The sequence below is a fragment of the Rossellomorea sedimentorum genome (assembly GCF_046237645.1).
Lineage (GTDB): Bacteria > Bacillota > Bacilli > Bacillales > Bacillaceae_B > Rossellomorea > Rossellomorea sedimentorum.
This window is the reverse complement of sequence record NZ_CP143546.1, coordinates 604,084-629,222: the sequence shown is the minus strand read 5'-3', so window position 1 is coordinate 629,222 and position 25,139 is coordinate 604,084. Positions and strand designations below refer to the sequence as shown.

The 25,139-nt window shown below is 42.0% G+C and carries 20 protein-coding genes, 1 pseudogene and 1 riboswitch; of the genes and pseudogenes, 6 read left to right on the top strand and 15 right to left on the bottom strand.

The window, feature by feature from the left end:
- Positions 1–46: 46 nt before the first annotated feature.
- From tatC to V1502_RS03060, 11 genes are all read right to left on the bottom strand, one after another.
- Complete coding sequence (gene tatC, locus V1502_RS03110; RefSeq protein ID WP_409254273.1) at positions 47–718, bottom strand: twin-arginine translocase subunit TatC; 672 nt, start codon at positions 716–718, stop codon at positions 47–49.
- Positions 719–836: 118 nt separating this feature from the next.
- Positions 837–1,016, bottom strand: coding sequence for a twin-arginine translocase TatA/TatE family subunit (gene tatA, locus V1502_RS03105; RefSeq protein ID WP_409252933.1), 180 nt, complete (start codon positions 1,014–1,016; stop codon positions 837–839).
- 42 nt (positions 1,017–1,058) lie between these two features.
- The gene (locus tag V1502_RS03100; protein ID WP_409252932.1) at positions 1,059–2,708 is read right to left on the bottom strand and encodes a bifunctional metallophosphatase/5'-nucleotidase; all 1,650 of its coding nucleotides are present in this window, start codon (positions 2,706–2,708) and stop codon (positions 1,059–1,061) included.
- A 301-nt stretch (positions 2,709–3,009) separates the two neighbouring features.
- Positions 3,010–4,722, bottom strand: a complete 1,713-nt coding sequence (locus V1502_RS03095; RefSeq protein ID WP_409252931.1) for an ABC transporter ATP-binding protein — start codon at positions 4,720–4,722, stop codon at positions 3,010–3,012.
- Between the two features lie 318 nt (positions 4,723–5,040).
- On the bottom strand, positions 5,041–5,973 hold the full coding sequence (locus V1502_RS03090) for a DNA methyltransferase (RefSeq protein ID WP_409252930.1): 933 nt from the start codon (positions 5,971–5,973) through the stop codon (positions 5,041–5,043).
- Positions 5,974–6,754: 781 nt separating this feature from the next.
- On the bottom strand, positions 6,755–7,651 hold the full coding sequence (locus tag V1502_RS03085) for a nuclease-related domain-containing protein (protein ID WP_409254272.1): 897 nt from the start codon (positions 7,649–7,651) through the stop codon (positions 6,755–6,757).
- A 260-nt stretch (positions 7,652–7,911) separates the two neighbouring features.
- Positions 7,912–9,105: a GGDEF domain-containing protein gene (locus V1502_RS03080; protein WP_409252929.1), complete on the bottom strand. Its 1,194-nt coding sequence runs from the start codon at positions 9,103–9,105 to the stop codon at positions 7,912–7,914.
- Between the two features lie 108 nt (positions 9,106–9,213).
- Positions 9,214–10,227 (bottom strand): hypothetical protein, encoded by a 1,014-nt coding sequence (locus V1502_RS03075; RefSeq protein WP_409252928.1) that lies wholly within the window; start codon positions 10,225–10,227, stop codon positions 9,214–9,216.
- 195 nt (positions 10,228–10,422) lie between these two features.
- Positions 10,423–10,511, bottom strand: a riboswitch (cyclic di-GMP riboswitch).
- Positions 10,512–10,517: 6 nt separating this feature from the next.
- Positions 10,518–12,203, bottom strand: a complete 1,686-nt coding sequence (locus V1502_RS03070) for a putative bifunctional diguanylate cyclase/phosphodiesterase (RefSeq protein WP_409252927.1) — start codon at positions 12,201–12,203, stop codon at positions 10,518–10,520.
- 362 nt (positions 12,204–12,565) lie between these two features.
- The gene (locus tag V1502_RS03065) at positions 12,566–14,806 is read right to left on the bottom strand and encodes an EAL domain-containing protein (protein ID WP_409252926.1); all 2,241 of its coding nucleotides are present in this window, start codon (positions 14,804–14,806) and stop codon (positions 12,566–12,568) included.
- 220 nt (positions 14,807–15,026) lie between these two features.
- Positions 15,027–15,614, bottom strand: coding sequence for a vWA domain-containing protein (locus tag V1502_RS03060; protein WP_409252925.1), 588 nt, complete (start codon positions 15,612–15,614; stop codon positions 15,027–15,029).
- A gap of 98 nt (positions 15,615–15,712) precedes the next feature.
- Here V1502_RS03060 and V1502_RS03055 point away from each other — a divergent pair, with 98 nt between their 5' ends.
- Positions 15,713–16,213 carry a hypothetical protein gene (locus tag V1502_RS03055; RefSeq protein ID WP_409252924.1) on the top strand — a complete coding sequence of 167 codons (501 nt, stop codon included), beginning with the start codon at positions 15,713–15,715 and terminating at the stop codon, positions 16,211–16,213.
- A gap of 63 nt (positions 16,214–16,276) precedes the next feature.
- Here the strand turns inward: V1502_RS03055 and V1502_RS03050 are convergent, their stop codons facing one another.
- The gene (locus V1502_RS03050; RefSeq protein ID WP_409251040.1) at positions 16,277–17,431 is read right to left on the bottom strand and encodes an IS4 family transposase; all 1,155 of its coding nucleotides are present in this window, start codon (positions 17,429–17,431) and stop codon (positions 16,277–16,279) included.
- Between the two features lie 254 nt (positions 17,432–17,685).
- Here V1502_RS03050 and V1502_RS03045 point away from each other — a divergent pair, with 254 nt between their 5' ends.
- Both V1502_RS03045 and V1502_RS03040 read left to right on the top strand, forming a co-directional pair.
- On the top strand, positions 17,686–18,102 hold the full coding sequence (locus V1502_RS03045) for a GNAT family N-acetyltransferase (protein ID WP_409252923.1): 417 nt from the start codon (positions 17,686–17,688) through the stop codon (positions 18,100–18,102).
- Positions 18,103–18,126: 24 nt separating this feature from the next.
- Positions 18,127–18,300: a hypothetical protein gene (locus V1502_RS03040; protein WP_409252922.1), complete on the top strand. Its 174-nt coding sequence runs from the start codon at positions 18,127–18,129 to the stop codon at positions 18,298–18,300.
- Between the two features lie 129 nt (positions 18,301–18,429).
- Here V1502_RS03040 and V1502_RS03035 read toward each other — a convergent pair.
- Positions 18,430–19,038, bottom strand: a pseudogene (locus V1502_RS03035) (DedA family protein).
- Between the two features lie 340 nt (positions 19,039–19,378).
- On the opposite strand from V1502_RS03035, the gene V1502_RS03030 reads away from it, so the two are divergent.
- The gene (locus V1502_RS03030; RefSeq protein ID WP_409252259.1) at positions 19,379–20,524 is read left to right on the top strand and encodes an IS4 family transposase; all 1,146 of its coding nucleotides are present in this window, start codon (positions 19,379–19,381) and stop codon (positions 20,522–20,524) included.
- A gap of 91 nt (positions 20,525–20,615) precedes the next feature.
- On the opposite strand, the gene V1502_RS03025 is transcribed toward V1502_RS03030, so the two are convergent.
- Both V1502_RS03025 and V1502_RS03020 read right to left on the bottom strand, forming a co-directional pair.
- Positions 20,616–21,233: an acetate uptake transporter gene (locus V1502_RS03025; protein WP_409252921.1), complete on the bottom strand. Its 618-nt coding sequence runs from the start codon at positions 21,231–21,233 to the stop codon at positions 20,616–20,618.
- A gap of 405 nt (positions 21,234–21,638) precedes the next feature.
- On the bottom strand, positions 21,639–22,805 hold the full coding sequence (locus V1502_RS03020) for a M20 family metallopeptidase (protein ID WP_409252920.1): 1,167 nt from the start codon (positions 22,803–22,805) through the stop codon (positions 21,639–21,641).
- Between the two features lie 332 nt (positions 22,806–23,137).
- On the opposite strand from V1502_RS03020, the gene V1502_RS03015 reads away from it, so the two are divergent.
- Together V1502_RS03015 and V1502_RS03010 are read left to right on the top strand one after the other, a co-directional pair.
- On the top strand, positions 23,138–24,496 hold the full coding sequence (locus V1502_RS03015; protein ID WP_409252919.1) for a sensor histidine kinase: 1,359 nt from the start codon (positions 23,138–23,140) through the stop codon (positions 24,494–24,496).
- Positions 24,474–25,091, top strand: coding sequence for a response regulator (locus V1502_RS03010; protein ID WP_409252918.1), 618 nt, complete (start codon positions 24,474–24,476; stop codon positions 25,089–25,091). Before V1502_RS03015 ends, V1502_RS03010 begins: the two co-directional genes overlap by 23 nt.
- Positions 25,092–25,139 lie beyond the last annotated feature (48 nt).

Below are 25,139 nucleotides of genomic sequence, written 5' to 3'. Positions count from 1 at the left end.
TTAGCACTATTTCATTGCTGAAAAGCTCACAGGTGTACATAAATCTTTACACCTCTGCCGCAGTGTTAGCACGGGCTATCTTTCTCTTATAAACTATGAATGATATAGAAATACTTATCTCAAATAATAAGATCAAAGGAATAACCACAATAATTGCTGATACTATATCTGGTGGGGTAATCATTGTTGATAAAACGACTAATACAAAGTAAACAAATTTTCTTAACTTTTTAATGCTATACGGATTTATTATACCTATACTTGTAAGAAACATAATGATTATGGGTAAATCAAAAGTAAAAGCAACTGGTACTGTCATGTTAATAAGAAACCGGAAGTATTTTTCAACTGTGAAAAAGGTTTGAAATGACCCTTCATTTAACGAGACCAAAAAGTTAAATGCCTGAGGAAAAATTAAATAATAACCAAACATCATGCCTGTAACAAATAAAATGAACAATAAAGGAATATATATCAGACTCTCTTTTCTTTCATTTGAGGTAAGCGCCGGGCTTATATATGCCCAAATATGATAACCCAATATTGGTAAGGTAAACGTAATGGCTGCCACTCCTGCCAGCATAAGGTAAATCCATGGAATATCCAGAGGTCCTAAAACGGATAACTTAAACTCTAAATTGTGTACAATCCAATTATATATGTCTTTTACAAACACAAATGAAATAAGAAAAAAGGCAATAAATATCCCTAAAACAATTATAATTCATCGTCTTAATTCTTCTAAATGATCTATGAGATACATATCCTTTTCTTTCATTGATACACTCCTTAATTACTAAAGGGAAAGGTCGCCCCATCCCTTTTAACAAAATCTATTATTTCTCCTTACTCTTTTCAGATTCATTATCAGTCATTATATCTGTAGTAGCTTTTTTAAATTCTTTCAATGTATTTCCAAATGCTTTTCCTATTTCAGGGAGCTTTGCTGGTCCAAAAATGACTAGTGCAATAATTAAGATTAAGATTAACCCTGGAACTCCTATATTATTAAACATATCTTCCACCTCCATTCACAGAAAAAAATCAAATAAATTAAGTTATCTAAACACGTAATCAGTTCCTGGTAATTGAGATAATACAATACCTTTACGGTCCAATGCAGTTACTCTGCCTTCGATCTCATAATTGACTGGAGAATGTTTAGATAAAAAGTTTTCTACTGCGTCGTAGTTCGTAACATTCAGTATTTTAATGTCAGTCACATTAGGAATACGACAAAAAATATGATCCGGGTCCCCTTCTTTTACACATGCAGAAATAGAGTAGTTCTGATTGAGATCCAGCCTTTTTTCGCCAATTTCGATACTTTCAACACGTTGTCCTTTTGTAGAATCAACGTGAATAGTTATTTTCATTCCAGAAAACCGTACTACCCAACCTCCGACTCGCTTTGTAATATCTTCTGAGAACACATTCTCTAATTCTTGCTCTAACCAATCCTTGATCTGTTTTCCAGTGACTTTCCCGGTTTTCAAACTATTATTAGAAGGGAGCATACTATATAAATGATCTATAGTTATCTCTCCAGGTTCAATAGGAGGACAAAACCTAAATCCATTCGAAATTCCTATATCAACACCCGTTTGTTCTCTTATTGCGTCAGTAATCATATTATCCATTGGCGTTTCCAATACACTGTAACGATATAAGTAACTTTCAGTTTTACCAATCACCCGATCAATTTCAGACTTATAAGGTTTTCTAACCCGGTGCACTGTTGTCTTTACATCCTGGTCTTCCTTGTATAAATCCTCTTCTATAACTTCTAATTTATAAGAATAATCTTTTATTTTCTTATCTTCTAAAACAAGGTCTAACCGACCAACAAATGATCCAAATGCTCCTGCTTCTACCACTGGTACTTTTTGATTTTCTGTAAAAATAGGTTCATAAGTCCTTTCATGAGTATCGCCTCCCAGGATAAAATCAACCCCTGCACATTCTTCCAATTTAGCGAGATTAACTTGTTGTGCTAACCCCAAGTGGGCCAACATAATGACTAAATCACATTTTAGTTCAAACTTTAACTTATTCACTAAAAGCGGGATTGTTTTTTCAGGTTGACTAAATCCTATACCCTCATGATAGGAAGGTGCTTGACGCTTTTTTGTCTTTGGATCGTTGTAGCCAATAAATCCAACACGCACACCACCCATTTGCTTAATATAATAAGGAGGGAATATTATGGATGATTTATCATCATAGTTTTCTCCCCAATGCATATTGGAACATAGTACCGGGAAGGTATAGCTCTCCATAAGATTCACCATGTTTTGGGGACCGTAAAATACTTCCCAGTTGCCAGGCAATGCAAGGTCGTATCCCACCTTATTCATGATAGGAACCAGTGCTTTCCCTTCACTTAATGTAGCTAGTGCAGAGCCTTGATAGCAATCACCGCAATCTACAGAAAATACACTTCCTGGATTCTCTTGTTTAACCTTTTTAAAATAGCTTGCGATTCTACTCATTCCACCAGCTTTTTTAAAAACCATTTGACCATCTTCCATGAAAAATTCAGGATGAGTCATTACTTGACCATGAATATCAGTCGTTTGCAAAAATGTTAATCGCTCCACTTTTTGGGACTTGGTTTCTAAATCTCTTACCCTATCAATACCTGAAGCCAATCCCGTTACAATTGGTGACAGACTGAAAGCTGTTCCCATTGCACCTATGTATTTCAATGCGTCTCTCCGACTAACTTTTAATCCTTTATGGTGAGGATTACCACACTTAAAACACAAAAGCATCACTTCCTTTTTTTAGTAATTAGGTATATTATACTATATAATTGGATTGATATTACAAAATATTTGAATTTTTAAAATGTTTTTCAGGATAGAGGGGTTGGAGAAAAGAGACAAGAAGTAAACCACTCCTCGTTAAGTAGAACGACAGGTTTTACTTCCTTTAGGGCGTGCCAGGGGCGCCTCGGAATTTGTAGAATAGTAAAACCCGCTATCCTGTGGATAACGGGTTTCTTGTTTAATGCTGATGAGCATGCAGCTTGGCAAAGAGGCCATTCTCCTGTGAAAGCAGTTCCGCATGGGTACCGTCTTCGGCGATCCCTTCTTCGGTAATGACCATGATTCGGTCCGCCTTTTTGATCGTTGCCAGTCGGTGAGCGATGATCAGCGTTGTTCTGTCTTTCGAAAGATCATTCAACGCTTCCTGGATGATCGCTTCGGTTTCGGTATCGAGCGCCGAGGTAGCTTCATCCAATATTAGAATGGCAGGATCTTTAAGGAACATACGGGCGATCGCAAGTCTCTGCTTCTGCCCACCCGAGAGCTTGAGTCCCCTTTCGCCAATTTGGGTATCGTATCCATCAGGCAGAGAAGCAACAAGTTCAGTAAGATGCGCTTTCCGGACAGCTTCTTCAATCTCTTCCTGTGAAGCGCCCAGTTTCCCATAAGCAATATTTTCGCGGAGTGTACCCGTAAACAAGAAGACATCCTGCTGTACGATTCCAATGTTTGCCCGGAGAGACTCTTTTGTCATATCACGGATGTCCATACCATCAACGGTTATTGCGCCAGACTCCACATCATAAAAACGAGGAATTAATGAACAAATCGTTGTCTTCCCTGCACCCGAAGGACCTACAAATGCAACCGTCGTTCCAGCTGCGATGGAGAATGACATGTCATTCAGGATGGTCCGATTATTTTCATAACCGAAGCTGACATTTTTAAAACGGATATCCCCTCTTAAGCCAGTAACCTCTATCGCATCCGGTTTGTTTTCAATATCCGGCTCTGCATCCATCAATTCAGAAAACCTTCTGAACCCGGCCATCCCTTTCGGATACAATTCAAGCAATGCACTGATTTTATCGATTGGTTTAAAAAGGGCATTCAAATAGAGGATAAAGGCGACTAGTTCACCATATGAAAGCTCACCTGAGAAACTTAGCCATGCTCCATATACGAGGATGACCAGTGTCATCAATCTGGTTGTGATGTAAATTCCCGACAGGTTCCAGCTCATCACCTTATACGCCTGCAGCTTTGTTTTTCGGAAAAACTGATTATTTTTATTGAAGCGATCTTTTTCATATTCTTCATTTGTAAAAGATTGGACGACACGCGCTCCCGACACACTATCCTCAACCCGGGCATTTACATCCGCAATATTGCCATACATCTTCGTCCAGGCTGCATTCATTTTAATGTTGGAATAAGAAATCAGCCAAATCAGGAACGGAACGATGATAATGGCCACCAGCGCCAGCTTCACATTGATTGTCAGCATGATCCAGAATGCCCCGATAAACGTCATGATGGCAATGAAGAAATCTTCCGGCCCATGGTGGGCAAGCTCGCCAATATCCATCAAGTCATTAGTGATGCGGCTCATGATATGCCCTGTTTTCGTATTGTCAAAAAAACGGAATGACTGTCGCTGGACATGGTTGAACAATTCCCGGCGCATATCGGTCTCAATATTGATTCCAAGCTTGTGTCCCCAGTAGTTTACGACAAACTGCATGCCAGAACTCATGACATAAAGAGTCAAAAGCCCGGCACTCACAGCCGTAATGTGAGCCCAGTTCCCATCCGGCAGCAGCTCATCAATGAACCAGGAAACCGCGAGCGGAAATCCAAGCTCTAACAGCCCGACAAGCATCGCACAGAAAAAGTCTATGTAAAACAGCTTTTTATGAGGACGATAATAGCTGAAAAAACGCTTGATCATAGATCGACACCTCAATATCAATATTTTAGAAGTTTAAGTACATTCTGATTATACTTAAATTCGAGTGGCGAAGGAATTGTTTTTTAGAGAGAAAGTTGTAGTAGGAGTTTGGGGTTATTTAAGTGTTATATGGTGGCTGGATCGGTTTCTTCAATTTATCGGCGATTCTGGAGCGTTTATCGGCGATTTTTTGATGTTAACAGCGATTGTCAGAGTTTATCGGTGATTTTCAATATTATCAGCGATTGACAGGAACCCCAACATTTTTCGCCGTCTTGCCTGCTACCAAATAAGCATCCGCCAGACGGCAGATGCCATTTATTCGCATAAAATTATTTCCCGCTTAAAGTTCCCCTTTGTTACCACACAGCGATCTTTGATTGTAAACCCGGCCTGTTGGATAACCCCATCGATTTTTTCAATGGTGACGATCACCAGACGGTCCGTGAAGAGGCGTGCGCTTTCCAGCATGTCGAGCTGCTCCTGGTCGGTGATAACAGAGCATAAATTATATGGGAGGTCGATGATGGCCGCATCATATTTTCCTTCTACGTCTCTTATATCCCTCAGGGCCACCTCACCTTGAAGTCCAAAATGTACTAAATTTTCCTGGGCTCCCGGAATTACAAGGGGGTTGATGTCACTGCCAACAATGTTCACCCCCATTGATAATGCTTCTATCAGGACCGTGCCAATACCGCAGCAGGGATCGATGACCTTTTTCCCTTGGGGGTCCGGAACTGCAATATTGACGATTGCCCTGGCAAGACGGGTGCTCAAAGCAGTGGAATAATTGTTCGGTTTCTGCTGATGTTTAAGCCAAACAGCTTCGTTCTTAACATATTCTCCGAAAACCCAGCGACCGTTCACCATTTTTATACCATACAAGATGTCAGGTTCATGGAGGTCTGCCTTCCCTTTAAGACTCAAGCCGATTTCTCGTTCAGCCTTCCTCCTCTCTTTAAAACTGACTTTATCATTATCTATGAAAATAGGGTCCTTTACATAGAGGACTTTAAAAGTAGATGCCGGAGCAGGCAGGGTCCTGACGTTTTCTATGAGTTCCTCAAGGGTTTCACCTTCACAGAGAACCGCGATTCGCTCCCTAATAAACGGACTGCGGCTTGGTTCAATCTTGAGCGTGCTTTCGAGAATGTTCGAGTTCGAATCTTTTCCAAAAAGAGCCCGCATTTCCATTGCACAAAGAAGCTTTTCATTTTCATCCCAAGCATAATTATAAATATAGTTCATGGTGTCCTCCTTTAGCACTTTAAAGCACTAAGAGGGACTGTCCCTCTTAGTGCTTTAAAGGGGTAAAATGATTTGATATTGGTTATCATTTTACCCTAACTGTTTATTTGATGCCTCTTTATACTAGTTTTATTGCCATCATGTTCTTATTTTGTGTCGCGCGGGGCTTCATTTACTCTTTGCTGACCCGGTGACACCAGGCGCAGGCCAGGCGCGGGGCTTCATTTACTCTTTCCTGACCCGATGACACCATGCGGGAGCTGAGCGCGGGGCTTCATTTGCTCTTTCCTGACCCCATGACACCTTGCACGGGCCGGGGGCGGGGCTTCATTTGCTCTTTCCTGACCCCATGACACCTTGCACGGGCCGGGCGCGGGGCTTCATTTCCTCTTTACTGACCCGATGACACCAGGCGCAGGCTGGGCGCGGGGGGCATTTACTCTTTGCTGGCCCGATGACACCAGGCGCAGGCCAGGCGCGGGGCTTCATTTCCTCTTTCCTGACCCGATGACACCACGCGCGAGCCGGGCGCGGGGGGACATTTCCTCTTTCCTGACCCGATGACACCAGGCGCAGGCTGGGCGCGGGGCTTCATTTTCCCTTTCCTGACCCGATGACACCATGCGCAGGCTGGGCGCGGGGCTTCATTTCCTCTTTCCTGACCCGATGACACCATGCGCGGGTTGCACGCAAAGCTTCATTTGTTCTCCCCTGACCCGGTGATGCCTTGATGGTGTCCTCCCTGTCCTTGAATAGAGGAATTTTATAAAAGCAAATAAATTCAAGTATAAAAAGAATTTTGACTTTGCTTATGAAGAGTAAAATTTTTCTTAAGGATCCTCCCTATAGTCTTCTCATCTTTTACAATTCCACACCATTCATGAACTCTTCCTTTCGTTAACTTAGCATCCGGAAAAAGCAACTTAAGTTCCTTAATACTTCTCAAAACAGCATCAGAACAACTTTCCTTGCCTCCACAATATTCACAATGAAATGCCTTTCGCAAAGAATCATAAAACACCCCACATCCAGGACAAACAATACCCTTACGCAGCCCGCCATACGTATACTCCGGCAAGCTGCTATAAGGCATTTCGTCAATTAAAAGAGTTAATAATTTCTCTGCAAATTGGATTTCCAAGCGCGTCGGTTTAGAACCACAACGCTGAAGCATTTTTTCCCGAAAACGGCCAAGTTGGGCTGGATAAACGATAGGTAACTCGGAAGGAACATCATAGAGGTGGAATTCGGGATTAACAAATACTAAGTGGGGTTCAACGGTAATCCGCCAGCCCATACTCTTAACAAGCTGGTTGATGAGGGTTTCGGTTTTTTCGAGCTGAAGAAGGGGGTTTTTGATTGGGTTTCCTTTTGGGGAGTACCATTTGTCTTCTTTGATGGTATAGTCGCCTTCGAAGTTTTTGACTTCGAAAATATGAAGGGTTCCTGAGGATATACCAAGGGAGTCGCTTTGGAAGTGGTTGTTGTTGACATTGAGGTTGGCGTCGTTAAGAAAAATCATTTCCTTAAGCGGCTCGGCCCATTTATCAAACTTCACTTCTCCTTCGTATCCTTTTTCTTTGTATTGATAGTAACTATCTTCACTTTCATTAAAATTCATTCTCGGTTTCAAAGCCCTTAATAGTTGCAGCTCCCGAGGTACATCGCGCTCTTTCATGATCAAGCAGCATCACTCCTTTTAAGTTATAAGTAAATTTTATACAAAAACTTCCATCAGGTCTACTTTTAATCAAGTTTATCTTCGCAAAAAAACAGCAACCTACCTGATAAACTAAGAAAAGCGCGTGACTTGGCTTTTGACCCGAAGGCTACAACTAGGGCTGGACGTCACTATCCGATTGATAGCTATACTTACCTAAAAATAAAAAAAGGACAACACAGCTTTCAGTGTTGTCCTTATAAATAGTGCCCTTTACATTATTGTCCGATTACCACATTATCCTGGCTGTTTTGCATGGCGGACACTACTACTTTATTCCGCGATTTTTTGGCTTCATATAAAGCAAGGTCGGCTGCCTTGATAAGTTTCCCTTTAGGGATCGTACCTTCTTGATTGGAGGAGATTCCAAGAGAGACTGTAATATGTTTGAATGGCATGTCTTCAGCCCCAAAGAATTCTTTATTATAAATGGATTCTCTAATTTTTTCGCCAAGATCCTTTGCGTATTCCACTTCCATTTCAGGAAGGATAACGGCAAACTCCTCTCCGCCATATCGGCATACAAAGGCATCGTCAGGTGTAGTTTCGACCAGCAGGTCTGACACTTCCCTTAGTAGAGTGTCTCCCTGGGGATGGCCAAACTTATCATTGTAAACCTTGAAATAATCCAAATCTAAAAGAAACAGACTTACTTTCTCATCAGACTTCAACAACTCATCAAGCTTTTGTTGGAAAAAGCGGTGATTATATAAGTTGGTAAGACCGTCTTTGATCGACAGCTGTTTAAAGTCGTTGTACATTCTGTAGTAAGTTCGGTAGGAAGAGGTAAGCCCCCATAGCACTACGGTAAAAAGAACGATGCCCATGATTCCTTCAAGCTCTACCACTTTTGTGATTAAAATTGCGAAGGCCATTAGGTTAAGATAGATAAGAGTTGATTTTACATCTACAGATATAAGAGTTCGGTTCCTAATATAAATAAAAATATTGACTAGAACTAAATTTACAAGAGGATATGAAAAAATATAAGAACCGTATGATAAAACATTGTTCAAGTCAATAGATCCAATTTCTCCACCAGTCAGCTGATAAACCCAAATACCCACGTAAGTAGCTAATGCATATTGAACACCATTAAAAAGTATGGGTTTGAGTGCTGCTGGCTTAGACGCTATCAATATTGTACAAAATATGATCAGAATACTAGATACCGTAAAAAATCCATATAAAACACCGGGGATAAAAAGTAGGGGGGACACGAAAGATAATTCCTCTCCATTTGGCAGAGAAATCGGACGCAGCTCAAATACCGCAGCTATAACTGCCAGTAAGATGATCGACAGGAGCTCCATGTAACTCGGAGTATGATATGAAGAATATGTCAGTACGAAGAATATACCAAGACATACATATAAATAAAGACTTAATAGTTTTTGGTTATCTATTTTCATAAATTACTTACATCCTTCCCAAGGAAGTATTTTCATCCTGTAAAAGAAGGGAAACATACATATTCATGACCCTTTACAGGGAATGAATATGTATGTTCGCCAGATTATTTACCAGCTTACTCTCCAACCCGGATTAAAAATAATCAAGTCAACTTCCAATGTATTATCATAGTAGTTCACTATGTCTTGTTCCAGGGTATAACTTGAACCATTCACGCGGCTTAAGAAGCGTGATTCAAAGTCATAAATGGAATGACCGTATGCAGATTGGAAGCTTGTCACGATCCCGTGGCTTTTTAAATTAATCAGCAGTTTGTTGATTCCTTCCACTCCTCCGTGCTTGATTAATTTATTGACGGCCATAGAATAAAGTGCCTCTACATTATATTCAGCGTTCAGTAATTGTTCCTGACTTGCCTGTAAAGAGAAGACTCCACCAGCAGCTTTATGTTCCCTTAAATCTTGTTTAAATTTGCCCATCAACTCCCTCGCACCAGCTGGATCCACCTCGGCCTGTGCAGTGAATCCGTTATAAACAGAAATTCCTTCCTGCAACCACACAGGCAATTTTGCCTCAAGGCCTGCCTGGTGGAGTACTGTGTGAGTGATTTCATGCGCCAAATAATGTACATAGTTTGCTTTATTATTGAATGCGTATATTGGAATCCAAATTCTTGTACCGTCCGTGATGCCACCCGTGTTTTCTACTAAGTTATTAATGGACGCTGATGGGACGCCGGCATTAGCCAAGGCATTTCGGTAAGTATCCTTTGTAGAGAATAGGATTACTTTATAAGTTGGGTCATTTACCTGAGGTACACTGTGTGCAAGCTGAGCAAAATTCTTTTTAACCGCCGGCAATGCGATTGTCTTGATAAGGTTTCCAGTGGTATCTACATGAGAGCCTGAAACACCTCGGTCTCCTGCTTCCACGGTCCCATTGCCTACTCTCACCGATACACCCGTGCTCACAGATGGTAAAGAAGTGTCTCTTTGCATGCTGTGGTGATGAGCCTCAGTGTGGCTGTCCGTGTTGGCTGAAGCCGGGGTTGCAAATGCTAATACAGGTGCGACAATTAATGCGGCTGTGGCGGTTGTCAGAAGTTTTCTTAATTTCATCATTCATTTCCTCCAAGTCAGTTTGTTTTTTTATTTTTCGGATCATATTTTATTTTGATAGCGTTTCGTACAAAGTTTGTGCTGCCTTCCATAACCCTCACCTCCTGCTAATGGATTTGAATTGCTGTATATCAAGTTGGTTGAATCTCTGAAACTAAAAACCGCTATATCCAAGGTGGAATAGCGGTTTTAATGCTATTCGGCAACCCGGCTGCCATAGTGACTTCTGTCACCTTAGACCCGCGGCTTTGTGCCCTTACCTTTCGATAAGTTTACCTTTTCGTCGCTTGTATTCAGTTTGCTTTCTGATACTGTACTAGATATCGGCTCATTTCTTCCTTTGCCAAAGGGACGCTGATGTAATAACCTTGCAGCGCATCGCAGCCCAGGGAATTTAATATCTCCAGCTGACTTTCAGTCTCCACTCCTTCAGCAATGACCTTTATGCCAAGAGCATGGGCGAGGTTAATGATTGCTGTGACAATCTCCCTGTTATCCGAATCAAGGACCAGTTCTTTGATAAAGGACCGGTCGATCTTCAAGGTATCGATCGTCCACTGTTTTAAGTAACTCAAGGAAGAGTAACCTACGCCAAAGTCATCTAAGTGGATTTTCAGTTTGGTGTGTTTAAAATTATTGAAGATATTTTTAAATTTGTTCGAGTATTCCATGGCGCTGGTTTCCGTTATTTCAAGATTGATGAACTCTGGACTCAGCCCATTCTCTTTTAGGATATTCATTAATTTCTCTTGAAGATGTTCATCTTTGAATTGCTGTGCTGAGAGATTGACAGACATTGAAAGGGAAGTAAAGCCCAGATCATGCCACTGCTTTAGCTGCCTGCATGCCTCCTTGATGACCCATTCACCAATCTGGCCAATCAACCCGATTTCTTCTGCAAAGGGTATGAATTCAGCAGGAGACAGAATCCCTCTCGTTGGATGATTCCAGCGGATCAACGCTTCCAGCGAGGTGATTTTATTGGTTCTCGCATCGATCAGCGGCTGATAATACAAAACAAACTCTTGAAATTCTATGGCTTTCCTTAAATGGTTTTCAAGGACCAACCGTTCAAGCACGCTGGAGTTCATCGCTTTGTTATAAAATTGATAGCAATTGCCTCCGGATTCCTTCGCTTTGTACATCGCCTTTTCAGCATCCATGATCAGTGACTCTGCATCACAATTTTCTCCGTTATTCGTGCTCACCCCGATGCTCGGTGTAAGGAATAGTTCATATCCTTCAACCTGAAAGGGGTCGCAGAAAGATTCGAGCAGCCTGTCCGCAATTTGAGCCACATCTGCAACGGAGCGAACGTTTTTAAATACGCAGAGAAACTGGTCCCCTTCCAAACGGATTACCCCATCATTTTGCCTGATGTGCGCCTGCAGTCGTTGAGGGATGAGGTTTAATATTTCATCTCCATACCTTCTTCCAAGAGAGTGATTGATATTCTTGAAGCGGTCGAGGTCGAGTATCAGGACACTCACTAAAGCTCCAGTCTTAACAGAGAGGTTGATTGAATCCTGAAGTCTCTTATAGAAAACCTTCTGGCTCTCGGTGTCCATAACTCCTTCCAGATAGACAACCTCTTCACTGGTTCTTTCTGGGTATCGGTCATTGACTAAAGCTATGCAGCAGGTCTGTTTATTATGCTGGATGAGTTGCAGCTGGATTTTTGCATATGCTCTTGACCTCTCACTCATTTTGATTTCGGCATAAAACGAAGAGATATTGAGCTCCCCATCTATAAGCTGCTGGACAGCACTGCGGAATTGATCTTTATCATTTTTACCAAGCAAGCCAAGGAATGTTTGGCCGGCAAAATACTTTCCTTGTTCGGGATATGTAATCAGTTCAAATGTCTTTAAGGAGAAAGTAAAAATTTTATGTATATTTTTAGGTGAAGTTATAACATTGGTGAGATGCTTCTTGGCGGGGGTGATAGAGTGGTTGTCTGTTTCAACTGAGCTTTGCATAACTTCCCTCCCTTCTTTACAATGTATCTATTCAGGTTCCACAACTTTTTAGGCATATGTAACTATATATATAACCATTATTAACTTGGCTAAACATCTTGATAGGACTTTGTAACTAATATTATCTTATTTCAATTTTCATACTTTTACAATAAAAAGTTTTCGACTTTGTTTTACAAATCTTGTCCACTTTTGTTCTTTGAATAGCATTCTATATTTAAATACAACCTTCACGCCTTCACAATCGATAGATTAGTGACTTTTTTTGACGATAGACATCATAAAATGTCGTTAAAGAATCGCTGGAAAATTTTATAAACATAAAAAAACACCCTCACAGCAGGGTGAAGGTGTTTTCATGTTTAGTTAGGTGAAGCACTTTGACTAGAGAGGATATAGGTTTCGAGCTGTTCAGGCGGCAGCGGCCGGCTGTAATAATATCCTTGGCCGATACTGCAGGAATTTTTCACAAGGAAGTTAACCTGCTCTTTTTCTTCCACTCCTTCTGCGATGATGCTGAAGTTCATATTGTGCCCTAAGTCAATGATGGTCTTAACAATAGAGCCGTTCTTTGAATGCTCTGAGTGATCAATAATATCATCCACAAAGGATTTATCGATCTTGATATGGTCGATCGGCAGGAACCTCAGGTTGGTCAATGATGAGTACCCTGTGCCGAAATCATCAATACTTATGGTTACGCCCAAGTCCTTCAGCTTACTCAGTATACTTGAGGATTTTTCAAAATCCTGCATGATACTCTCTGTAATCTCCAATTCCAGCAAGCCGGGTTCGAGTCCTGTTTCCTGCATGGCTTTTTTGACATGCTGGACAAAGTCGTCATCCTGCAGCTGTCTCACCGATATGTTGACTGCGACAGAGATGCATCCGACCCCGCTTTGTTTCCACTCTTTGCTCTGCCTGCAAGCTTCCTGGAGGACCCATTTGCCAATCGGTACTATCAACCCTGTCTCCTCTGCAAGGGGGATGAATTCTCCCGGAGAGACCATTCCAAGGGACGGATGGTTCCAGCGGATCAGAGCTTCCACTCCCAGCACCTCTCCAGTTTCGAGGTTGACTTTTGGCTGGTAGTAAAGGACCAGCTGTTGAAGCTCCAGCGCTTTCCTGAGTTCATTTTCCAAATCCATTTTCCTCGACGTGTTGCGATTCAAGCGGCGATTATAAAACTGAAAATTATTTTTTCCACTGTCTTTTGCCAGGTACATCGCTGTATCCGCATGTTTGATCAATGTTTCCTGATCTACGCCATCATCTGGATACATACTGATCCCAATGCTCGGTGTAACAAAAAACTCCTGTCCGGATATGTCGATCGGCTTGGTAAAGCTTTTCAGGATTCTTTTGGAAAGAGACGCAGCCTTTTCTTTATTGCTGTCGTCCAGCAGAAGAATGAATTCATCTCCCCCCTGCCTGAATACCTCGCCTTCTGCATCAATTACATCATTCAAGCGATCAGCTACCTTTACGAGCAAGCGGTCACCTGTTGAATGTCCTTTAGTATCATTAATGACTTTAAAACGATCCAGATCAAGGAAGAGGATGGCCAATGATTTGGAAGGTGAACTTTCAAGCATTTTATTCAGGCGCAGTTTGAACATATTTCGATTTGGAAGGCTGGTCAGTGTATCATAATAGGCCATCTCGCGGATGGTCTCCTCTGTTTTCTTCCGCTCGGTGATGTCCCTCCCCACCAGTTGTATCGCAGGCTTGCCGCCGTATAGGATCGGCATGGCTGATACTTCTGCATCAATCTCGGCACCATCAACCCGGGTGGCCTTGATTTCAAAAATCAAGCCGCCCGTTTTTATCCGGCTACGGTATTCACTAACAGATTTTCTGATCTTATTAATATCATTCTTACTGGCAAACTGTGAAATCTCTTCTCCAATCAATAACTCGGGATCTTTGGCTCCAAGCACTCTGCTTCCTGCCGCATTCATGTAAACAAATTTTCCATCCCTGATGACTGAGATGATGTCAGGTGACATTTCCACCAGGCTGCGATACTGATCTTCACTTTCTTTACGGTCGGTAATGTCGAATAACACACTTGAAAAATAGATGAAATTTCCTTTTTCATCAAGCGTCGGGATCCCCCGGTCCTGAATCCAGCGGACATTGCCATCAGGCTTCACAATACGGTATGTAGAAATACAGGCATCTCCATTCTCAAGGACTTCCTGCCTTCCTTCGAGAGCCGGTAAGTCTTCAGGAAGGATGACTTTTTTCCATAAATAGAAGTCCTTATAGAACTCCTCCATCTCTCTTCCATATAACTTTTCAATACCTGGAGTGATCAACAGCTTATCAGACTTCAAGTCATGCGACCATATTGCGACATCCACCGACTCAAAGATATGATTTAACTTCTGGTTGCTCTCACTTAGCTCTTTCGTCGTCTTAAAGATCCCCTTTAACATGAAATACACTAAAGAGAGAGTTGTAACGGTCAAAGCAACCTGTATAAACAGATTCAAAAAGTTTTCCACCGGAAAATATAGACCAAGAATCAACTGCACAATCTGTATAAAAACAACAATAAAAACAATATTCATAAATGAAGTGTTCGTTTTATAACCCACAATGTTTGAGCTCCCACTAATAAAAGTTTCCAACTAAAGACCTGTCTTGCTTACTAGTATATAGTATCGGCAACTTACAATAAACAATTAACAAGTTAGACTATTATAATTAGTCTAACTTTCTCCAGGGCCTCAAACAAGCATTTTTCTAAAATTGCCCTTTAACGCATTAACGCACGAAGAGGGACTGTCCCTCTTCGTGCGTTAACGCGTTAAAGTATCATGATTGACCTCGCATTTCGCTGACTGCCTCACACATTTTGGCATACATCATGTCGACTCCCTTTTCCGTCGCTTCAAAGGTGTACGCATTCTCAGCACTGACCCCCAGATTATCTGCTTCTTGAGCCACATCAATATTCGCCCCCATGAAAATGAATTCCCAACTGTACTTTTCCTGCTGATGCTTGATCATCTCTTTTATTTTTTCATAGGTGAATTCCCGGCTCGCATTTTCCCATCCGTCGGTTGTAATGGCAAAGATCACCTTCCCAGGACGCTGTTCTTCAGGAGTCTTAGCAAACCTTTGACCGGCATCCACAATCGATCTCCCTACCGCATCGAGCAAGGCTGTACATCCCCTGACGTAATAATCCTTTTCTGTCAGCTGTACTTCCTCAGCCGGTGTTCCCTGCGAAAGGACCTCATATCGATCATCAAACAAAATGGTCGTGACAAGAGTGTTACCTGCCAATTCAGACTGTTTTCTCACAAACCTGTTAAAACCGCCGATTGTATCTTTTTCAAGTCCTGCCATGGAGCCGCTTCGATCTAGCAGAAATACCACTTCAGTCAGGTTCTTATTCAATTTTGCCCATCTCCTTCAACTGGTTGATGGTATAATCATATCGAACTACATCCATAATTTGGTCGCCTGAAAAGCGACATTCCCGGAGGCTGATTCTCATGATTGACCAAAGACTTCTTACAGAGCTGAAGGACTATATACAAAGGCATCTGGAAGAAACCCGTCTTCTAGATGTCTGTGAATCCTCTTATCAAATAGACAGTGAAATGCTTGATCATGCTAAATACAGTGATTTGGAGAACTACATCAGTGACCATGAACAGCCCTCATTCAAGGAGGAGTTGTACAGAATCATCGATGAAAAGGGACTGACCGATCCCGAGGTTTACAAAAAAGCGGGGATGGACCGGAAACACTTTTCCAAAATACGATCAAAACCGGACTACCGTGTCGGCAGAGGCACCGCGATTGCCCTGTCACTGGCTCTGCAGCTTGATATGACAGAAACTGAGGATCTGTTGGCTTCAGCCGGGTATTTCTTATCTTTCAGTGATACGAGCGACCTGGTGGTCAGATTTTGTATCGAGAAAAGAATCTATGACCTCGACTACGTGAACCAAGCACTGGATTCCCTTAATTTGAAGCCGTTGACCGGGTGACCGGGTGTTCGCTTTTTTACGTTAAAGCACTAAGAGGGACTGTCCCTCACGGGTGTTGATTAGCTATATTTTTCCAGCTGATTTACACAGACTTCCCCTTCGTTGAAAAAGTGATTTAACGGCACACCTTACCTCCACAGGTAAGGTGTATGCCACGTAACGACGGGTAAATTCTATGAAGGTGAAAGAGTGTAAGATAGCCCACTCTTCCTTCGTTTCATTGTAAATCCACCGTAAAAGAAAGTAACCGATAAGAGTGCCATAAACCTGGCTATAAACAGAATTCGGTGAATTCCCAAAGAGATTGGACAGATCCAGATTACCTTTTACCCATCGGAAAAATAACTCAATTTGCCAGCGGAGTTTATAGATATAAGCAATGTCATCAGGAGACATCATTATTAAGTTCGTGGCTACTTTTATTTTATTTCCTTCGTTATCAGTGAACGTAACCAATCTGAATCGATACTTTGTTTTGCGGGTCCGTTTTCCGATAAAGGCTGTCAGGTCTTCCTTCACATTGCCCTCTTCATCAAGAGGTACACTGTGTTCCATCTCTTCCGAGAGAGAGAAGGAGCTGGCGACTCTAATCACAAAAAATTGGTGGTCTTCGTGTAAATCCTCAAAGTCTTTCGTTCGTGCATAGCCTCTATCTGCGGTGATGATGGAAAGAGGCTCCGTGTCTTCATACAACTTGGGGGCCACCATGACATCGTGGTGCCGTCCGGTTGTATGGATGACTTGGGTAGGCTGTCCTTCCTCTACATCGAACTTTGTATGGAGCCGAATAGCGTGGCGGGTACGGGTGTAACCCGCCCAGCTCATATCTGGATGTTGAAACGTAATGGTTGTGGAATCAACCGCGAATAGTTTATAGGGCTTGAACAGCGCTCGGCGCATTCCACGTCCTAAGCGATTGACTAAACGAGAGAACAATTTTTGAAGGATCTGATAAGGGACGTTTTGAGCTTTTTTAGCGAGGGTCGAGTGGTCAACGGAAGGCAAACTGTCTTCCTGAGGCATCTTGGTTTCGGCATCTCGAAAGCTTTTCCAATCTTTCGCAGAGGAAATGACAAAGAAGCGTACCAAATCTTTGGCGGAAAATTTTCTCGCGGTGTCATGATAACCCCACTCTTCACACAGGTTTTCCACCTCTTCGTCAGTAATGAACGTTTGAAGTACCTCTGATAATTTGTTAAAGTTAGTCAATGAAGCCACTCTCCTTTTTAGTGTTGTTAGCGGTAACAATCATTCTAAAAGAGAGTGGCTTTTTTTGTCTAATGATACCGTTTGTTTTACATATTATGGTTAATCAACACCCGTGGACTGTCCCTATCGTCCAGCTCCACTTTCCTTGAAGGAATCTTCCATGAATGAGAAGAATCAATAGGTGAATACTTTTGAAATGAGAAATAGGCATGGACCTGAAGTTAAAAGGTATAACGAAAGAAAATTTCTGGGATGTTTTAAATTTGAAATTCAGCCAAGACCAGGAGGAGAAGATACAAATTTTTGAAAGATGGGTGGGTTCCAATGTATCTTTCATGGCGATGGGATTGGTTTACGGCTTTAAGAATAAAGCCATTTACGATGGCGACACCCTCATCGGTTTTGCAAGCCATGGCTGGGATCATGATAATGAACGGTGGGAAATGATCAGCGTGATGCTTGGCCATACTTTTCAAAGAAAGGGTTATGGAAAAAAAGCACTGCAGCTGGTAATAGATGATATGATTGAAGAATACGATTGCAATGAAATCTATTTATCTGTCATTCATGACAATGAAGCCGCTATCAGGGTATATGAAGCACTCGGGTTTCAGGCGACCGGGGAAGTGATCAAGGCTTTCCATGATGAGCCGGTATACAAACTTGTCGTCTCAAAATAACCAAAGCTTGGAGAGATCTTATAAATGTTTGTTAAAAAAAGAAAGGAACGAAGGAAAAGGAAAAAATCCGAAGGGACCTACTCGTTCTGGGATGCAGTGGGCGATGTGTTGATTTGGGTGCCGGAGCTGATCATCCTCCCTTTCCGGATCCTGTGGTACCTGATAAGAGGGATAGTTAGTATCTTTGATATCACTTAATATGGGTGGTTGAATCCGTGCACCTCACCAATTGAGCGGCACGTTTTTTATTGCGGGAAAACACGCTTTAGTGCACTAACGCACGAAAAGGGACTGTCCCTCTTCGTGCGTTAAAGCGATAAAGTAATTCTATTTCCTCTTCTTTCTTCTTATAAAGGTAATCACAAAGCCAGCCGCCAGCAGCAGAAGGACAGCATAAGCCGCATTAGAGTAGACGTCCATATACCCAACAATATCTTACCATGACTCACCGACCCTCGCTCCTAGATTCACGAGGACTATGTTCCAGATGAATGTCCCTGCCGTTGTAAAAATTAAAAACGGAACGAACTTCATATTCGACATCCCCGCTGGAATCGAAATCAAACTTCTGATCAGCGGGACAAAACGGCAGAGAAATACGGACCAATAGCCGTACTTATCAAACCACGCGTCCGCTCTATGAATATCACTTTTTGTCAGGCGGAGTACAGATCCCCACCTGTCCACGATTTTCTTCATCTTCTCTACATCCAACTGCAGGCCCAGGCCATATAAAACAACCGCTCCCATCACGGAACCGAATGTAGATGCGATGACCACTCCTGAAATCGTCAAATCAGTTGTAGTGGTAACAAACCCTCCGAAAGTTAAAATTACCTCAGAAGGAACAGGCGGGAAGATATTTTCCAGTGCAGTCAAGAGAAATATCCCGCCGTAACCAAAGTTGTTAATAATATCAATCAGCCAGCTCTCCATGTCTTACTCCTTTATGCCCTGTCGGTGTATTTGTAGCTGCTTACTACTAATCCATGTCCCCTATGTCTTCAGATTCAAAACCTTTTGTCTTTCTCGTCCATTATTGTCTGAACAAATCAAATGCACATTCTGTTCTATCATCAGCGCTTTACCACACTGCCGCACTAAGAGGGACTGTCCCCCTTAGTGGTTTAACGCGGTAATGCGCGAAGAGGGACTGTCCCTCACGGGTGTTGATTAACCATAATATGTAAAACAACCTAGATAATTAGACAAAAAAACCCACTCTCCTTTAAAATGATTGTTACCTCTAACAAAACCAAAAAGGAGAGTGGGTTCATTGACTAACTTTAACAAATTATCAGAGGTTCTTCAAACTATCATTACAGATGAAGAAGTGGCAAATCTTTGCGAGAAGTGGGGCTATGAAGATACAGCTAGGAAGTTATCTGCCCACGATTTGATACACTTTTTTATTATTTCCTCTGCGAAAAAATGGGAAGGTTTTCGAGATGCCGAGACGAAATTGCCAAAGGAAAAAAGTTTACCTTCCGTAGATCACTCTACCCTTGCCAAAAAAGCTCAGAGTGTCCCTTATCAAATCCTTCAAGAACTATTCTCCCGTATTGTAGACCGCTTAGGACGTAGAGTTCGTCGAGCCCTTTTCAAACCCTTTAAGCTATTTGCCGTTGATTCCACCACCATTACTTTCCAACACCCAGATATGAGCTGGGCGGGGTATACACGTACCCGCCATGCGATTCGGCTGCATACAAAATTTGATGTAGAGGATAGTCAACCTACTCAAGTAGTCCAGACAACTGGACGACACCACGATGTCATGGTAGCACCCAAACTCTATGAAAATTTAGAACCTCTCTCCATCATCACAGCTGATAGAGGCTATGCACGCACAAAAGATTTTCAAAAGTTACATGAACACGAACAGTTCTTTGTGATTAGAGTCGCAAACTTCTTCTCCCTCTCGGAAGAGACGGAACACAGTGTTCCACTTGATGAATATGGTCGTATTAAAAAAGATGTGACAGCCCTTATCGGAAAAGAATCCCGAAAGACAGACACTCGCTTTAGACTAGTTACATTCACGGACAACGAAGGAAATGAAATAAGAGTGGCAACGAACCTTATGATGATGTCGCCAGAAGACATTGCTTACATCTACAAGCTTAGGTGGCAAATCGAGTTGTTTTTCCGCTGGATAAAAGGAAATTTAGACCTTTCCAACCTATTCGGAAATTCCCCAAACGCTGTGTATAGCCAAGTTTTTGGCACTCTTATCAGTTATTTTATATTACGTAGTATTTATAATGAGACAAAAAAAGAGTGGGCTATCTTATATAATTACACCTTCATTGAGTTTACCCGTCGTTATATGGCACACACCCTGCCTGTGGAGGTAAGGTGTGCCATTAAATCGCTTTTTAAACGAAGGGGAAGTCTGTGTCAATCAATTGGAAAAATATAGCTAATCAACACCCGTGGACTGTCCCTCTTCGTACGGTAATGCGCTAAAGCCTCATAAAAAAGCCCGGCATCGATGCCAGGCGTAGTTGTTGTTATTTTTTTAATATACCAAATGGCTTCCCAATCGGAAGGAAGATCCGTCCGAAGTGAGTGTTCAATACAATTGCGGCCGATCCGTAGAAAGACAGCAAGGCGATGCACAATTCAGAGATGGCTGCCAGCATATGTGCACCCTCGTGGAAAATTCCAAATGTGCTAAGTGATAGTCCAATGAATAATAGGTCGATAAAGACAAATATAAAGAAGAGAACCTTATGTGTTTCCAACGCTCCGATCGTCATGAAGACACTGAAAATCAAATAGCCGATGAAAGCAAAACCCAACTGGCGTGGATCAGCATTGGCGGCTAATGCGTCGCCAAAGAAACCTAATTGAATCAGCCAGGTTGTACCAACACCAAACCAGAAGAGTCCAAAAGCACCAAAAGCTGTAGTACCGAATATATTATTATGTTTTGCATCCAGCACAGATGCAAACAGTTGCGCAAGTCCACCCAGGAAAAAGGCCCATGGCAGGATGAAAGAAAGTCCCTCTGTTAATCCCAGTTTTTGTGACGAAGCGACTAGTGTGACCATCGCAAGCCCGAATAGCCCGAGAGCCGACGGATCTGCTGTTGTAATTTTAACTTGTGTTTGATTCTGAGTATCCATATTTTCCTCCTAAAAAAAGCAATACTTATGTAATCTACTGGATTTCGGTCCGTGCGTCAAGGTCATAATTTTGCCAGTCGTACCGGTAATTTCACAGGTTTAAGCCAATCGGATGGAACCCTTATTAAATGAAAGCGTTATAGTCCTTTACAAATAAAGACTCCCTATAAAACAAGGGAGTCTTCCGTATTAATCAAACGTTTGATTAATTGTTTCATTATTTATTTTCCTCTATAAACAGTGCTTTGAACGATTGCCGTAATGGAGGTATTCAGGCTGAATATCTTCAACGAAAAATATGCCGATAATTAGAAGCGAGGCCTTCTTTTACATACGCCAGCTGCTCCTCAAACATTTATATTTTTACGCTAAAAAAATTCCTTTCAATTAAGAAGCAGTCAGTTTCTACTTCAGGAAATCCAATGCATATTGTGCGAGAATGGCAGACCCATATGGGAGAGCCTCTTCATCCAGATCAAACATTGGATGGTGTAATGGGAAAATTGCATTTTTTTCTTCATTTCTTACTCCGAGCCTGAAGAAGATCCCTGGGACCTGTTGTGCATAAAAGGAGAAGTCTTCCCCTCCCATGGATGCTTTAGCGATAGAAAAAGAATCTTCTCCGAGAACTGATTGAACGGTCCCTTTCAATGATGGAATGAGCGATTCATCATTCAAGAGAACCGGATACATATACTTATAATCAAACTTATAAGTACCTCCCAAGCCCTCGGTTACACCTTTTATAACGCTCTCCATTCGGCCTTCAATTGATTGCCGGACTTCAGGGTCCAGTGTCCTTACCGTTCCACCGATTTTCACTGAAGGGGCTATCGCATTGTTGGCACTTCCTCCATGAATCTGCCCGATTGTCAAAACTGTTGGTGATAGGGGATCAACTTGCCTGCTGACGATTTGCTGCAGGGCAGAAACCACTTGTGAGGCAATGACGATTGAGTCTACAGAGTGGTGTGGATGGGCAGCATGTCCTCCAACCCCAAAGATTTCTATATCAAAAAAGTCCGCAGCAGCACAGACTTCTTTCTGTGAGCATGTGACAAAACCCGCGGGTACCATCGGATTCACATGAAGACCTGCAATCGCATCTACTTTCGGATTCTCCAACACCCCATGTTCTATCAGGGTCTTGGCCCCGAATAGTCCTTCCTCAGCAGGTTGAAAAATCAATTTTATATTCCCTTTTGCAGGTTTATTATCATTGAGGAGCTTAGCTGCCCCCAGAAGCATCGTCGTATGGGCATCATGCCCGCAAAGGTGAGCTTTTCCTTCTGCTTTTGAAGAGTAAGGAACATTCTTTTCATCCTGTATAGGCAGGGCGTCCATATCAGCCCGCAATGCGATTGTAGGGCCATGACTTTCCCCTTCAATCAGTGCGGCCACTCCAGTTCCGGCTAACACCTTAAAGTTGATACCCATCTCGGTAAGTTTTTCTTGTACAAAAAGAGAGGTTTGGACTTCTTCAAAACCTAATTCAGGATTTTCATGGAGCTTTCGTCTCCAGAGAACCAAGTCTTCCTTCATCTGTTCTGCTTCCATTCTCATTCTATTCATAACGGCTTTCACCTCGTCTGTTCAATTAGAAACTATAACTCTCAGTTTTTCATAGAAATTAATTAAAAACAATTTTTTTTTCATATTTTTCTTAACATTCTTGTGTTTTGTTTTTTTATTCTACTATAATGAAGAACAGTATCTTTTTAAAGGGCTCTTTTATAAAACTTTGATACTATTTACTATCGAGTTCAAGAGATATTGTCCAGCATTCACAGAAATAATCTTGGTCAGCAAGAAAGATAAGAGCTATTCTCTCTTTTCAAAGAGAATTGCCCCCGATTGCAACAATCTATACGACAACAGCTTTTTAAAGTAAGGATGATCTTAGTATGTTTAAAGATGTTTTACTTTCCAGAAGTATACTGATTAAGCTTGCCTTGATCGTTACTGGAATAACGATGCCTTTGTGGCTGGGAGCAGATGATGTAGGGTTAACCCGGCTTTTGGAAGAGCTCAAAGAATCGCATTCAGAACGTACTCTTATGCTTACCGCTCTTTTGCTAGTGGTTTTAAATACTATTCGTGCTCTTCCGCATTATATTGGAGCATTTCTTCTTGGAGATGAAATAGGCAGCCGTCTGCAAAAGCCTTGGCTGACAGTTCTTTTGCCAATCATCATCATCCCTGGCGTTTATTTCATCATTAATTTATATAATCCGTTGAATTACAGCTTCGGCGGCCCCGCGATCATTTTGCTTGTTTTCATTATTTTGCTGCATGTATTCGGCAGAGGAAGGCTCCGGCCTGTAACCAAGTCATTTATCCTTGCACAAGTGCTATTCGGGGTCCAGTGGCTGGATGTGGTCCTATTCCTCTCCCCATATGGATTTGGTCAGGGCCCCATCTCGTCACAAGTGAAAAAAATTGCGCAGGAGATTGGGTTCGATGGCGTTTTATCCCTATATAGCGTGTTATTATGCAGTATTTTTATCATTAACGCTCTTGTCCTTGCCATATATCTGGCCGTTTCACAGCAAAAGTGGGAAATGAAACAAAGTTTTGGACATATCCAAGGGGAAGCACTTCAGTCCAGGTCCGGCAGGGAGGTTTTACATCTGGTCCATGATTTAAAAACCCCTCTTGCCACGATTGAAGGCTTAAATTCATTGATCGAAATGAAAACGGATGATGCTAAAATAAAAGAATATACCAACCATATTTCTGCATCCATTCAATCAACAAGCAGTATGGTTTCGGAGATCCTCTATGAGGATAAGAAGAATTGGTGTACTCTTCATAACTTGATTGATTATATACGCGCAAACCGCCTGACCCAGCATTCCATCACTTTCAACTTCTCTTTAGAGGCGGATGACCACATGGAAATATTCATTAATAAAATCCGGTTGACGAGGGCTATTGTCAACTTGATCGATAACGCCTGTGATGCAGTCGAAGAGAAGGAAGAAGGAAGGGTCACACTGAGTACCAAGTTTCAGGAGGGACAAGTCTGGATAGGGGTAAGTGATAACGGAAAAGGAATGACTGCCAAGGAAATGAGGAAAATCTGGAATGCAGGCTACAGCACTAAATCACACCCTGGCATTGGCTTATCCTTCGTCAAAAGCGTAGCAGCCAATCATCAGGCGGAAATTAAGATAGAAAGCAAAAAAGGTGAAGGAACCACCTTTTGGATGATATTTTCAGAAGAGGTGTGGAGAAGAAATGAAGATATTGATTATAGATGATAATCTTTCACTTCGCTATATGTTAAGTGAAATCTGCGAGCATGCAGGCTGGACCCCCATGGCCTGTGAAAATGGAGCTGTAGGGGTACAAAAATTTTCAGAAGAACATCCCGACCTCGTCCTGGTCGATTATCATATGCCGGAAATGGATGGAATTGAAGTAGTAAGGGCAATCAGGGAAATAAACCATGTTGTTCCCATTCTTGCTCTGACCGTTGATGAAAGGCAGGAAATCGCAGATGAATTTCTCCAGGCAGGAGCTACTGATTTTGCCTTAAAACCGGTCAAAGCTCCCGACATCATTGCCAGGATTCAATTGCACGCACGATTGGCCAATGTTTTAAACTATAAAGACAGTGAAGAAGTTTTTACTGTTAAAGGGATCAGCAAAGCCACCTTGTCTCATATTATTCAATGCCTCTCTTCAAAAGCCCATCCTGTATCTGTAGCAGATCTTTCAAGAGAAGCAGGTCTGGCATACCCGACTGTCTATCGTTATATCATGCACCTTCTGGAGGATGGAAGGGTGGTTCAGGAGGAGAGTCAACAAAGGATTGGAAGACCAAAAAAACTTTATAAATGGTTTACTAATTAGTCCTGCCTATGATGGCAGGACTTTTTTAAATCGAGGGGTAGTGAACGG